Origin of the sequence: Cloacibacillus sp. An23, from assembly GCF_002159945.1 — a bacterium.
Lineage (GTDB): Bacteria > Synergistota > Synergistia > Synergistales > Synergistaceae > Caccocola.
The window spans coordinates 1-13,528 of the sequence record NZ_NFJQ01000011.1; the positions used below are offsets into that span (position 1 = coordinate 1).

Below are 13,528 nucleotides of genomic sequence, written 5' to 3' on the forward strand. Positions count from 1 at the left end.
CAGCATTTGTAAATACAATAATTAGTGGTGCAGCTTTTCTTAATACCTTTCCAGGGCGCAGGCTGATGGTATCAAACTACATTCCTGCAACTGGAACATTGAGGATAATATTCTGGGGCATTTCCGGAGCTCCATCGGCGACATCGACAATTCCTATTCGCTGGTTCGCCATCGGCCGCTGGAAATAGTCACGAATAAACACACGTGTGCGTTAGAAACGCACGGAGAGCACACGGGAGCTGCAAGGCTCTTTTTTATTGCCTTTCAGGAGGTGTAACGTATGAAGAAAATCTGTATCGACGCCGGACACGGCGGCAAAGACCCCGGGGCCTGCGCTGGCGGCGTACGGGAGAAGGACATCGCGCTCGTTGTGGCTCTTAAAATCGGCGCGCTGCTCACGGACTACGAGGTCGTCTATACGCGCATGAAGGACGTGTACGTCGGCCTGTCGGAGCGCGCGCGTATTGCCAACCGCGCAGAGGCTGATATGTTCGTGAGCGTGCATTGCAACTCTGCGCCCAGCACGTCGGCCAACGGCATGGAGGTCTACGTACACACGACACGCAGCGCCGCCTCCACGCGCGCGGCTCACGCCATATACGACAGGCTGCTTTCGGCTTCAGGGCTACGCGGGCGCGGCGTCAAGGCCAACGATTACGCCGTGCTGTGCGAGACATCCATGCCTGCTGTGCTCGTCGAGCTTGGCTTTATATCAAACGATGGTGACCGTGAGCAGCTTGTCTCGGAGGGCTGGCAGGACAGGGCGGCGGAAGCGATTGCCGAGGGGATAATGGAGGTGCCGGAATGAGCGAAGAAACACTCAAAGCGCAGTTTGAACTTATCATCCAGGAGCTGCGGAAATTCCAGGACGAGGCACGTGAGACTCACCACGAAATATTCGAGCGGCTGTCCATCGCTGAGAAGAAGCTCGCGCGCATGGAGGTCGTCGCGGGCGGCGGCATCTTTGCGGCGGGTGCCCTGCTCGGCGTCGTGATCCCGAAGCTGTTTGGGTAGCGCTATGGAATTGGTAAAAAAGAACCTGCTGAGCAAAGTCAACATCGATAAGCTCTTCGGCTATCTCAACCGCTTACCGTGGACGAAGCCTCTCGCGATACTCACATGGGCGGCTGTGATGCTCGTTTTTGTCCTATCGTGGGCGCTTGGGCGCGACATCCCGCCGAACGCGAAGGAGCTCGGCATCTACTTCGGCGGTGTCGTGTTCGCGGCCGCAGCGGGGAAGTCCGGCTACGAGGCCGTGAAGCGGCCGCACGGAGGACGACATGAGCGTGAGCTTGAAAGAGATATTTAACGAGCATAAATGGCTGTGGGGTATCGTGGCTCTCTCCGTATTCGCCGCCGGGGCTCTGACCGCCGTGTGGATCGGCGCGAGGGACGCCGGAGACATACGTGCGCCGGCCGAAGAGATTGCGGCCACGGAAGATGCGTCCAGGAAGATAAGCGAGACGATAGCCGAGGCGCAGAAGCAGAAGGACAAACTGCCGGAGGTGGTGAAAAATGCGAAGGAAAAAGCTGCTCAGAGTGTCGGCGCTGATAGTGACGCTGACATTGCTCGCCGCTGGAACGGCCTGCTCGGAAGATACAGAGAACATAAGGCTCAAACCGAAAGGCTACGAGCTGACTGAACCGGCCTACGTCGTCCCCATCCGCGACGGACGCGACACAGTGGAGCTCATAGAGACGCAGGCGGCGGAGCTGATGGCGCTCAGAGAGTACCTTGTCGCGCAAAACGCAAGTCTTGAGCAGATAGAGGAGGAATTCGAGACGCTGGAGGCCGCCGTCGCGGAGGAACGCGCCGCGTGGAAGGCGGAGACTGAAAGGCTTGCGAAGCAGAACCGGAGGCTTTCGTCTCCGTGGGCCGTTGGGCTGTTCGGCGGGTACGACCCATTCCGCAAAGAGGCCGTCTGCGGCGTCGGCGTTACTTATGCCATCATCAGGTTTTGAGGCGGTGAGTCCACCGGATAATCACACAACACTACATGTAGATCGCAGAGGGGCGGGGCTTAGGCTTCGCCCTGATTTTTTGTTTCTATATATTTTTGATAAAAACGCTATATAGATGCTTGAAATTATAGCGTTTTACGCTATAATTATAAATATCGAAAGGAGGTGAGGCGATGTGGTAGAAGACAAGAAAGAGCTCCTTGAAATCACCGCAACAGCGCTCGAAATCATCACAATGCTTTTGGTAATTCGAGCGGAGCTTCGGAAGGAAATCAAAGAGCTCAAGAAAAACCGCAAGCGGGTCCGACCAAAGAGACGCAAGCGGTAAACGCGAGGGAGGAGTTTTCCTCCTCCCTCATTCTACCACAGTATGGAGGATGAAAAGACAACATGTTATAGTAGCAGCCATATCGATACTATGTCTAGCAGGGCTTGTAAAAATGCCGTGGACGGCTGGCAACATTGCAATTTTTCTCAACGGCGTTCTCGGCGGCGTAGTCCTCAGTTACGTTGTCGTCTGGCTAGAAAGGAGGAAATGATGTCTCAGAGTGTCGTCCCCGGACTGAGAGCTGCAATAAAACGAGCCGGGTATACGCAAACCTCGCTTGCTGCCGAGCTTGGCATAGCAATAAGCACAGTCGCACGCTGGCTTAGCGGACAACAGGAGCCGTCAATCGCGACGCTGAAACAGCTCACGGTTATACTAAATTGCTCTTTTGCCGAGCTCATAGGAGAGCCGGAACACAACGAGTTAAACGGTTGCAGTATTGTAGAAGTCAAGGAATGCGGCGGCGAAAAACTGATAACACTTAGAGTGAAGATATAATGTAGAAAAAGGAGCGCCTCTGTGACTCGAAACGCTCCAGCCTTGCAATATAACTGAGCAATCGCATAAGATTGTAATTGAGCCGCCAATAGGCGGCTTTTACGTTATCTTTTCTACCGCCTCGCGCATCTTCTCTGGCGCTAGGTGAGCATATCGCAGCGTCATCTTGATGTCCGAATGCGTCATGAGCTCGCGCACGGTGTTGAGATCGACGCCCGCCATGACCAGCCTTGATGCGAAGTCGTGCCTCATGTCATGCCAGCGGAAATTCGTGATGCCTGCCTCCTTGAGCAAGCGCGCGAAGGTCGTGTCGCAGTTATCCATGATGCCGCCGGTCTGGGGCGACGGGAACACCAGCGGGTTGCCGTCTACGCGCTGCGCGTGCCATTGGCGCAAAACATTGAGTGCCATGCTGTTGAGGGGAAGAACAGCCGTTTTTTTACTCTTCGCCGTTTCAGCCCGCAGTGTCACTGTGCCGGCCTCCAGATCAACGTCGTCCCATCGTAGAGACAGTAATGCGTGTCTGCGAATACCTGTGTTGAGTGAAAGTAGTATAACGGGTTTGAAATAGTTCGCGAAAGCCCATCCTTCCATTGATGGCAGATGTTTGCCTTTTTCGTGCTGGCGTGTCCGGCGACGCGCTTCGCGTTGTTCTATATCGTATTTGTTGAGGGCTGCCAAAAGCCTGGCACGTTCGTCTTCAGTGAGATAGCGCGTCTTTGCTACAGAATCGATTTCTTTGAGCTTTTTTATTTTTGCAACCGGATTATGATCAATGAGCTCCCTATCAACTCCAAAATTAAGGATGGTCTTAAGGGCCCCAACCTGCTTATTGATAGTTGAATCCTTATTGCCTGTCACTTTTTTATTGTTGGTACGCCAAGTTTCTATTTCAATCGGAGTTAAGCTCTCTGCTTCACGGTCAAAAAACACAGATAGAGCAGTTATCATATCAACGGTAAACTGAGACCCTCCTGCTGCCACATAGGCATCTATGAGGTCGCGAACAGTCATTCCTCTAGCCTTTTTCCTTTCGCGCTTAATGTCAGTTCCCGCGACGGCCATCTCGGCGAGAAATTTCTTTGCGGTTTCTCTGGCCTGCGTTGGTGTAAATAATTTTTCATCTCCAATTTTATATGAATCGCTTTTTCCTTTTGAATTTTTGTATTTTAAATAATAAGTCTTTCCATGTTTGCCGACATAAAGTCGCAAGCACGGCAAAGTTTCGTCAAGTATCCAGTACCCCTTCTCTGGTACAGGCAAAGAGTTGATATAACTTTGAGTTAGTTTTACGGTCGGCATTTCTATTCTTCTCCTTCTTAACCTCTATTTAACCTCTAAGTTTTGACTTATTGCTCTTATGTATATCTAATTGTAATCATTTATTTTTTGTCAATCAAGTAATAGACAGATTTCTGTGTTGCTTTTATATCAATACAAGTGTACAATACGTCAGTTGCGCCTTTTTTGGGAGCAGGGGGTCGTCGGTTCGAATCCGACCATCCCGACCAGAATTTAGAAATTTCTACGGGGTGCGCGCCCCGTATTTTTTTATGCGCAGGAAAATATTTTTCGCGCGTATGGTGTATAAAACGTATTGTTATGGTACAATGCTATGGTTAAGCTAAGGCAGTCGTAATATCTGGAAAGGGGAAAATAAATTGAAGACCGAAATTTTATCTCAGGAAAAAAATGTTGTGGAGGCTAAGGCCCAGTTCACGGCAGAAGAGGTAAATAAAGCGATAGAAAATACATATAAGGATATCTCCAAGAAAGCCAACATCAAGGGCTTCCGCAAAGGCAAGGTCCCGCGCAGGATGCTTGAGCTCTACTTCCCGAAGGACGCGGCCTGCGCCGAGACTCTCGAAAAGCTGCTGACGGACGCGATAGACAACATGGTGGAGGAGTTCGAGCTCAAGCTTATCGCAGACCCGGATCTCAAGCCCCAGCCGCTTAAGGAAAACGAGCCCTACGAGTTTACGGTCACCTTTGAAGTCTCGCCCGAAGTCACGCTGCCCGAGCTCGGCGAAATAGAGGCTGAGAAGACTATATATGAAGTCACCGACGCAATGGTCGACGAAAGGGTCGCCAACATACTCGACTCCCGCGCTGAAATCGTCCCGACCTACGAAGAGCGCCCGCTCACGAAAGACGACTATGTCTCCGTGAAGTATGATACCTTCGTGACCTACGAGGACGGAGAAGAGAAAAAAGAGCAGGACGGCATGAAGACCGAGATATTCCTCGGCTCCGACACGATCCGCCCTGAAGTAGCCGAAGCGCTTATCGGCAAAGCGCCGGGAGAGAAAGTTTCGATAGAGCTTCCGAACGAAGGCGAAGAGGCGAAGAAAGCGAAAGCCGTCAAAAGCCGCTATGAGATAGAGGTCCTAGGCGTTATGAAAAAGAACACGCCTGAGCTGACCGATGAGCTGGCGGCCGAAATCACACACAACGGGCAGAAGACGGTGGACGAGTTCAAGGCTAACATAAGGAAGCAGCTTGAGACAGCCGCAGGACGTCAGAGCGAGTCCAGCCTTAAGGATTCCGCCGTCGAGAAGGTAGTGGATCTCTCGGAAGTGGAAATTCCTGAGAAGATGATAGAGCGTCAGAAGAGCGCCATGAGAGAGCAGCAGGCGGAGCGTATCAAGCGCGAAAGCAACATGAGCATGGACGATTTCTTCGAGAAGACGGGAATGGACAAGGATTCCTATGAGGCTGAGCTCGACTCGACCGCGAGAAGGATCGTGAAGCGTTCGCTCGTACTCGAGGCTGTAGCCGACGAGAACGACATCAACTGGACGCCCGAAGAGCTCAGACAGGAAATCAACTCGCTAGCGCTCATGTCTGGAGTGGAGCCGCAGAAGCTTCAGGAATACATCTACGGAGACCGCAACAGGCTTTACGATATAGCGGAGAGACTCCGCGCACGCAAGACGATAGACTTCATCAGCAAGACTGTGAAGTGCGTGGAAGTTCCCGAGAAGAAGGTAACACCGGCTGAAAAGGAAGCCGAATAAACTTATAGCATAATTTTTACGGAAAAGGAGGAATATTATAATGTCCTATTACGTACCTATAGTAGTCGAACAATCCGGGAGAGGCGAACGTTCATACGATATATACAGCCGCCTCCTGAAAGACAGGATAATATTCCTGGGGACGGCTATCGACGATACGGTGGCCAATCTCGTCGTAGCCCAGCTCTTGTTCCTTGAGAGCGAGGACCCCGACAAAGACATCTCGATTTATATAAACAGCCCCGGAGGCTCTGTGACGGCCGGGCTTGCGATATACGATACGATGCAGTATATCAAGCCGGACGTCTCTACGATATGCCTCGGAATGGCCGCAAGCATGGGGGCGGTGCTCCTTACCGCCGGCGCCAAGGGCAAACGTATAGCTCTCCCTAATTCGCGCATAATGATCCATCAGCCTATGGGCGGTATGCAGGGGCAGGCTTCGGATATAGAGATACACGCCAAAGAGATTCTCAAAACGAGGGCGAAGCTGAACGAGATACTCGCGAAGCATACGGGGCAGCCGCTTGATAGGATAGAGGCGGATACGGACAGAGATTTCTATATGTCAGCCGAAGAGGCTCAGCAGTACGGGATCGTCGATAAAATAATCGAAAAACGCTAAGGACACAGTCTGACGGGGGGATTCCGCGTACGGGGTCCCCTCGTTTTATTGCGAGGTGCCAGTTCGCATGTATGAGAACGGAAATATATTCAAAGACAGAAAAAAGAACTATTGCTCGTTCTGCGGAAAGTCGCAGGACGAGGTGCCGAAGCTCTTTTCCGGCCAGCTTCCAAACGTTTTTATCTGCTCCGATTGCGTACGCATATGCAGCATTATGCTAAGGGGCGAACGTCCGCAGCCGGATTACCCGGCTAAGGGGCTTGGGAACAGCGCAAAAGCAGATTATGTTTCGCTTCCCGCGATGGAAGAACTGCCCAAGCCCGTTGAAATAAAAGAATTCCTCGATCAGTACGTTATTGGGCAGGCGCAGGCGAAGAAGGTTCTTTCCGTAGCCGTATACAACCATTATAAGAGACTTCTGAACCCGGCTTCTGACGATGACGACGTCGAGCTGCCGAAGAACAACGTGCTGCTTGTCGGCCCGACCGGCAGCGGCAAGACTCTGCTTGCCCAAACGCTGGCTAAGATGCTGCATGTCCCGTTCGCGATGACCGACGCGACGACGCTCACCGAGGCCGGCTACGTCGGAGAAGACGTGGAGAACATTCTGCTTCGTCTGCTGCAGGCGGCGGATTTCGACATACAGTCCGCAGAACGCGGAATAATCTACATAGACGAGATAGACAAGATAGCGCGTAAGTCGGAGTCTGCCTCGATAACGCGCGACGTTTCCGGCGAAGGCGTTCAGCAGGCGCTTCTCAAAATCATCGAAGGAACGGTGGCCAACATTCCGCCGAAGGGCGGCCGCAAGCATCCGAGCCAGGAAATGATCCCTATAGATACGAGCAACATCCTGTTCATCTGCGGCGGCGCGTTCGACGGAATCGAGAAAATAATCTCTCATCGCGTGAACGAGAAGCAGCTGGGATTCGGCGGAGAGATAAATTCCAACGTCGGCAAACACAACGCTTCCGAGCTTCTGAAGAAGCTCGAGCCGGACGACCTGCGCGCCTACGGCTTCATTCCGGAGTTCATCGGACGCCTGCCTGTCCTCGTCGCCCTCGAGCCGCTTACGGAAGACGCGCTGGTGCAGATACTCAAAGAGCCGAAAAACGCTCCTTTGAAGCAGTACAAAAAACTTTTTAAGCTTGAAGGCATAGACCTCGAATTTACAGACGACGCCGTGCGGACTATAGCGCAGAAGGCGCTCAAGCTCAACACCGGCGCGCGCGGTCTGCGCACGATTCTGGAAAAGCTTATGCTCGACCTGCAGTACGAGATACCGAGCAAGCATTCCAACGTGACTAAGCTCACGGTGACGAAAGAGGCCGTCGATGGCGGCGCGAAGCCTGTCGCGGAAACGGACGGAACGAACGATGGCGGAGCAGAATAGAACGCTCGTCTACCCGGTGGTCCCGATCAGGGATCTGGTGATATTCCCTGGGGTAGTCTCGCCGCTCTTCATAAGCAGGCCGAAATCAATCCGCGCCGTCGAAGAGGCAGCCGAGCGCGACCGCACGCTCTTCATCGTAGCCGAGAAACGCCCTTACGGCGATACGCTCCAGCCTGACGGACTTTACAAAGTCGGCACGGTGTGCAAGATGCTCCAGAACGTGCGCCTGCCGGACGGAACGCTGAAGGTGGTAGTCGAGGGGGGGGAACGCGCCGAGGTCAAGAAAATGGCGTCGAACGACTCCTTCATGCTCGCCTCTGTCTCCATTCTGGCTTCCGAACGTCCCGCAGTCTCTACCGAGCTCCGCGCGCTAATGCGCGCCGTGCTGCGCGAGTTTGAGAACAACGTGCGGCTTGACCCGAAGCTTCCCGAAGAGATAGCGCGTTCGGTGCGCGACATAGACGACCCCGCAGTGCTCTGCGACATCATAGCTTCGCACGGTAATTTCGATATAGCGGACAAGCAGAAAATTCTCGAGACCGCCGGCGTCGAGGACAGGCTCGATCTGCTTATGAAGATGCTCGTCAACGAGAACGAGCTGCTCGGCTTCGAGCGCGACCTTGAAGAAAAGGTACGTTCGGAGATCGACCGCGACCAGCACAATTATTACCTGCGCGAGCAGCTTAAGGTCATCAACGACGAGCTCGGCGAGGAAAGCCCTACCTCTGAGGCAGACGAGATGAGAGAGGCCGCCGCGGCGTCCGGTATGCCGGATGATATACTGCAGAAAGTGAACAAGGAGATAGGTCGCTTCTGCAAGCTGCCGCCGCTTTCGCCGGAGGCCGCTGTCGCGCGGAACTATATCGAGACCCTGACTGAGCTCCCGTGGAACGTTTCAACCGAAGACGATCTTGACATATCGAACGCGCGTAAAGTCCTTGACGAGGATCACTACGGCCTCGAGGACGTGAAGGAACGCATTCTCGAATTTCTCGCGGTCAAGAAGCGCGCTGGCGAGGACATGCGCGCCCAGGTGATATGTTTCGTCGGCCCTCCCGGCGTAGGCAAGACCTCGCTCGGGAAATCCATCGCGCGCGCGATGGGGCGCAAGTTCGTCAACATTTCGCTCGGAGGCATGCACGACGAAGCCGAGATACGCGGACACCGCCGTACATACGTAGGGGCTCTTCCCGGCCGCATCATCCACAAGATAAAGCAGTGCGGGACCAACAACCCGCTGATACTCATGGACGAGATAGACAAGCTTTCGTCAGATTACCGCGGCGATCCCGCTTCCGCTCTGCTTGAAGTGCTGGACCCGGAGCAGAATAAGAGTTTCACGGACAACTTCCTCGAAGTCCCCTTCGACCTAAGCCGTGTGATGTTCATAACCACCGCCAACTCGACCTCGACGATACCGCGTCCGCTGCTCGACCGCATGGAGGTAATTTCGCTTCCTGGATACGTCATGGAAGAGAAACTGAAAATTGCAAAAAAGCACCTTATTCCGAGGATACTCAGGGAGCACGGGCTCTCCGCAGAGGAATTCTCAGTAACAGACGCGGCTATAAAAGAGATAATCTCTTCGTACACGATGGAGGCCGGTGTGCGCGGCCTCGACAGGCAGCTCGCGAAAGCGGCGCGAAAGGTCACGGCGTCGCTTGCCGGGGAAGGCGAAGAAATCAAGGGACAGATAACGAAAGAGAAGCTCCATGTCCTGCTCGGAGCGCCGAAGCTGTACGCGACGAGGATACCTAAGGGAGACGCCGTCGGGACTGCCATAGGGCTCGCGTGGACGGAAGCGGGCGGCGACGTGATACTGATCGAGTCCGCCGTGATGGACGGAGCCGGCAAGGTCGCCTACACCGGCAACCTCGGCGACATAATGCAGGAATCAGCCGTGACTGCGCTCGCCTACCTGCGCTCCAACGCCGAACGCTGCGGCCTGGCAAATTTTGACTGGAACAAAAAGGACATACAGATACACGTCCCGGCAGGAGCTGTGCCTAAGGACGGCCCGTCGGCCGGAATCACGCTCGCGCTTTCGTTGTGTTCGTCGCTTACCGGGCGTTCGATAAACACCGAATACGCGATGACCGGGGAAATGACGCTTCACGGCAACGTGCTTCCGATCGGCGGCGTGCGCGAGAAGATACTTGCTGCAAAACGCCTCGGCATAAGGAATGTAATACTGCCCGACGACAACAAGCCGGACGCCGCGGAGCTTAGCCCGTGGGTGCTTAAGGGCATGAAGCTTCATTACGTCTCCAACGTCTCGAAAGTTTTCGAGCTTGCGCTGAGGCCGGGCGAGTAGCGTTATGGCTCACTGGAAGTCGGAACTTTTCTGCACGGCTTTCAACAAAGGCCAGCTTCCTCCGCCGGAAAGGGCGGAGATAGCTTTCGTCGGGCGCTCTAACGTCGGGAAGTCGACCCTCATCAACGCTCTGCTCGGCAGAAAGATCGCGAAGGTCAGCTCGAAGCCTGGCAAGACGCGCAGCATAAATTTTTACAACGTGGACTGCGGCGAGCAGAAATTTTCACTCGTCGACCTTCCGGGGTACGGCTACGCGGCGCGCGGCATGGACGAACGCCGAAGCTGGTGGAAATTCATCGAGGAATACTTCAATGCCGGACGCAATATATCGTACGTCGTGCATCTGATTGATTTCCGCCACGGCCCGCTAGCGAACGACGAAGAACTCATCGCGTGGCTCGACAGGATGGACATGCCGCGGCTCGTCGTATTCACAAAAGGCGATAAAATCTCGCCTGGACGGCGCAAGGGGCAGTATAATACGATAATGCGCGGCGGCCTCGATTCCGTGCTGCCGCCCTTCATCACCTCGGGAGTCAACAATTCGGAGATGGAGAAGCTGCGCGAAGGAATCACGGAGGTGCTGCGTGAGATGGAGCGCCTCGACGCGCTCGAAGTGGCGCGCGGCGAATAACGCATAAACATGCCCGATGTTCCGGAACGGCCGGCTGTCGGGAATGTTAATAGAAACGGCGCGCCACCAGGCGCGTCAGCTGAGGAGGAAAACGGATGGATTCCGAGAGAACGCAGTTGGGCAAGAGTTACGACCCGGCGCCCATCGAGGACAAGTGGTACTCGCAGTGGGTAGAGAACGGGCTTTTCAAGGCCGACGCCTCGTCGCCGAGGCCGGCTTTTTCGATAGTCATCCCGCCGCCTAACGTCACGGGCTCGCTGCATGTCGGCCACGCTCTGGACAATACTCTCCAGGATATACTGAGCCGCACGAAAAGAATGCAGGGCTACGAGGTTCTGTGGCTTCCCGGAACCGACCACGCAGGCATCGCGACGCAGAACGTCGTCGAGCGTTCGCTCGCGAAGGAAGGGGTTTCACGCCACGACCTAGGACGCGAGGAATTCGTCAAAAAGGTCTGGGAGTGGAAAGAGCTCTACGGAAGCACGATAATCAATCAGCTGAAGAAGCTCGGCGCCTCCTGCGACTGGAGCCGCGAGCGCTTCACTATGGACGAGGGCCTTTCGCGCGCCGTGCGCAAGATATTCGTCCAGCTCTACAAGAAAGGGCTCATCTACCGTGGCAAATATCTTATAAATTGGTGTCCTCGCTGCCAGACGGCGCTCTCCGACCTCGAAGTCGAGCACGAGGACGAGGACGGCAAGTTCTACGAGGTCGCCTATAAGTTCGCCGACGGATCCGACGGAGCGGTGGTCGTAATGACGACGCGTCCGGAGACGATACTCGGTGACAGCGCGATAGCGATACATCCGCGCGACGAGAAGAACCGCCACCTCATCGGCAAAAAAGTCGTCGTGCCGCTCGTCGGGCGCGTCATCCCAGTTATTGAAGACAACATGGTCGACCCGGAGTTCGGCTCCGGCTGCGTCAAGATAACGCCTGCACACGACCCGAACGACTTCCTTGTCGGTCAGCGCCACAACCTTGAGCAGATACAGGTCATAGACGGGCGCGGCATAATGAATGAAAACGCCGGCAAGTACGCGGGAATGGACCGCTTTGCGGCGCGTGACGCTGTGGCCGCAGACCTTGAAAAAGAGGGCGCTCTGCTCTCCGTCAAAGACCTGCGCCACTCTGTAGGCCACTGCTACCGCTGCCATACGGTCGTCGAGCCGTACCTCTCCGAGCAGTGGTTCGTCCGTACGCGCACTCTCGCCGACGCCGGAGTAGCCTCCGTACAGGCCGGGAAAATCAAGTTCATCCCAGAGCAGTGGACCAACGTCTACTATCAGTGGATGGAGAATATCCGCGACTGGTGCATATCGCGTCAGCTATGGTGGGGACACCGCATCCCGGCGTGGTACTGCGACGAGTGCGGCGAGGTCATAGTCGAAGAAAACGCGCCGGAGAAATGCCCGAAGTGCGGGTGTACACACCTGCATCAAGACGAAGACGTCCTCGATACATGGTTCTCAAGCGGGCTCTGGCCCTTCTCGACGATGGGCTGGCCCGACGATACCGAGACGCTCCGCAAGTTCTATCCGACATCGGTGCTCGTCACGGGCTTCGACATAATTTTCTTCTGGGTCGCGCGCATGATAATGTTCGGCCTCGAAGCTATGCATGAGGTGCCGTTCCGCGACGTCTACATCCACGCGCTTGTCCGCGACGAGAAGGGGCAGAAGATGAGCAAGTCGCGCGGCAACGTCATAGACCCGCTGACGATAGTCAAGGACTACGGAGCTGACGCGCTGCGCCTCACGCTCGCCGCCCTCACGGTGCAGGGACGCGATATATTCCTCTCTACGGAAAGGATCTCCACCTACCGCCTGTTTATGAACAAGCTGTGGAACGCGAGCCGCTTCGCGCTCATGAACCTCGAAGATGCTGAGGCGGGACAGAAGATAGACGACAACGAGCTCCAGCTCCAGGACAAATGGATACTCAACCGTATCTCACAGGTCTCGTCCGAGATGACGCGGCTGCTTGACGGATACTTCTTCGGCGAAGCGGCGCGCCTCATGTACGACTTTACCTGGGGCGAGCTCTGCGACTGGTATCTCGAACTCGCAAAGCCCGCGCTGCGAGGCGAAGAGGGCGAAGCGCGCAGAAAGACCGTGCAGGCCGTCATGCTCGCCGTATTCGAGGACGTCCTCAAGCTGCTGCATCCGATAATCCCGTTCGTGACGGAGGAGCTGTGGCACGCCTTCCCGTTCGGGACGGACTTCATCATGCGCAGCGGCTGGCCGAAGCCGAGGCTTGCCGAGATCGACGAAAAAGTGATTTCCGACATGAACTTCGTGCAGGAGACCATACGCGCCGTCCGCAACCTCAGAGCCGAGGCGCGCATAGCGCCGCAGCAGACGATACCGGGCGTCACGCTCGCAGTACACGACGCGGCGAAGCTTGAGCTTCTCAAAGAATGCGAGAAGCAGATAAAGCTGCTTACAAAGGTCGAAACGGTGAGCTTCGCCGGCGAAGGCTGCAAGCCGGAGAAGAGTCTCGCGACGGTCCTTGACGGCGCGCAGGTATATCTCCCTGTCGGCGAACTGCTCGACGTCGAGAAAGAGATGCAGCGCCTCCGGAACGACCTTGCAAAGCTCGAAAAAGACATAGAGAAGAGCAGAGCGAAGCTCGCGAATGAAAAGTTCGTCGAGCGCGCGCCCGCCGAAGTTATAGAAAAGGAAAAGAATACGCTCGCCGACAACGAAGCCAAAGCCGAGAGAACGAAGGCGAACCTGGCGAGCCTGTCCGAATAAT

Annotated in this window: 14 protein-coding genes; 13 read left to right on the forward strand and 1 reads right to left on the reverse strand. The window is 55.1% G+C overall.

Translation table 11 applies throughout. From position 1 onward, the window contains the following. The 7 genes from B5F39_RS14485 to B5F39_RS14290 form a co-directional block, all read left to right on the forward strand. On the forward strand, positions 1-188 hold a 188-nt coding region (locus tag B5F39_RS14485; RefSeq protein ID WP_204245115.1), incomplete at its 5' end, for a hypothetical protein. Between the two features lie 92 nt (positions 189-280). Next, entirely contained in the window at positions 281-808 is a 528-nt protein-coding gene (locus tag B5F39_RS11190; RefSeq protein ID WP_087367513.1) for an N-acetylmuramoyl-L-alanine amidase, read from the forward strand. After that, positions 805-1,014, forward strand: a complete 210-nt coding sequence (locus tag B5F39_RS11195) for a hypothetical protein (RefSeq protein WP_087367516.1) — start codon at positions 805-807, stop codon at positions 1,012-1,014. The genes B5F39_RS11190 and B5F39_RS11195 overlap by 4 nt, the downstream gene beginning before the upstream one ends. A 4-nt stretch (positions 1,015-1,018) precedes the next feature. Beyond that, the gene (locus B5F39_RS11200) at positions 1,019-1,309 is read left to right on the forward strand and encodes a hypothetical protein (RefSeq protein ID WP_087367518.1); all 291 of its coding nucleotides are present in this window, start codon (positions 1,019-1,021) and stop codon (positions 1,307-1,309) included. A gap of 206 nt (positions 1,310-1,515) precedes the next feature. Next, positions 1,516-1,962, forward strand: coding sequence for a hypothetical protein (locus B5F39_RS11205; RefSeq protein WP_087367521.1), 447 nt, complete (start codon positions 1,516-1,518; stop codon positions 1,960-1,962). 175 nt (positions 1,963-2,137) lie between these two features. Beyond that, positions 2,138-2,290, forward strand: coding sequence for a hypothetical protein (locus tag B5F39_RS14285; RefSeq protein WP_158096030.1), 153 nt, complete (start codon positions 2,138-2,140; stop codon positions 2,288-2,290). Positions 2,291-2,500: 210 nt separating this feature from the next. Further along, positions 2,501-2,788 carry a helix-turn-helix transcriptional regulator gene (locus B5F39_RS14290; protein ID WP_158096031.1) on the forward strand — a complete coding sequence of 96 codons (288 nt, stop codon included), beginning with the start codon at positions 2,501-2,503 and terminating at the stop codon, positions 2,786-2,788. 99 nt (positions 2,789-2,887) lie between these two features. Here the strand turns inward: B5F39_RS14290 and B5F39_RS11215 are convergent, their stop codons facing one another. Further along, complete coding sequence (locus tag B5F39_RS11215) at positions 2,888-4,090, reverse strand: site-specific integrase (RefSeq protein WP_087367527.1); 1,203 nt, start codon at positions 4,088-4,090, stop codon at positions 2,888-2,890. 359 nt (positions 4,091-4,449) lie between these two features. On the opposite strand from B5F39_RS11215, the gene tig reads away from it, so the two are divergent. From tig to B5F39_RS11245, 6 genes are all read left to right on the forward strand, one after another. Continuing rightward, complete coding sequence (tig, locus tag B5F39_RS11220) at positions 4,450-5,805, forward strand: trigger factor (RefSeq protein WP_158096032.1); 1,356 nt, start codon at positions 4,450-4,452, stop codon at positions 5,803-5,805. Positions 5,806-5,845: 40 nt separating this feature from the next. Next, positions 5,846-6,430 carry an ATP-dependent Clp endopeptidase proteolytic subunit ClpP gene (gene clpP / locus B5F39_RS11225; protein WP_087367533.1) on the forward strand — a complete coding sequence of 195 codons (585 nt, stop codon included), beginning with the start codon at positions 5,846-5,848 and terminating at the stop codon, positions 6,428-6,430. Positions 6,431-6,497: 67 nt separating this feature from the next. Then, positions 6,498-7,823 carry an ATP-dependent Clp protease ATP-binding subunit ClpX gene (gene clpX, locus B5F39_RS11230; protein ID WP_087367536.1) on the forward strand — a complete coding sequence of 442 codons (1,326 nt, stop codon included), beginning with the start codon at positions 6,498-6,500 and terminating at the stop codon, positions 7,821-7,823. Continuing rightward, complete coding sequence (gene lon, locus B5F39_RS11235) at positions 7,807-10,137, forward strand: endopeptidase La (RefSeq protein ID WP_087367539.1); 2,331 nt, start codon at positions 7,807-7,809, stop codon at positions 10,135-10,137. Before clpX ends, lon begins: the two co-directional genes overlap by 17 nt. Before the next feature lie 4 nt (positions 10,138-10,141). Then, entirely contained in the window at positions 10,142-10,771 is a 630-nt protein-coding gene (gene yihA, locus B5F39_RS11240; protein ID WP_087367541.1) for a ribosome biogenesis GTP-binding protein YihA/YsxC, read from the forward strand. A gap of 95 nt (positions 10,772-10,866) precedes the next feature. After that, positions 10,867-13,527 carry a valine--tRNA ligase gene (locus B5F39_RS11245; RefSeq protein WP_087367544.1) on the forward strand — a complete coding sequence of 887 codons (2,661 nt, stop codon included), beginning with the start codon at positions 10,867-10,869 and terminating at the stop codon, positions 13,525-13,527. The last annotated feature ends 1 nt before the right edge of the window (position 13,528 follow it).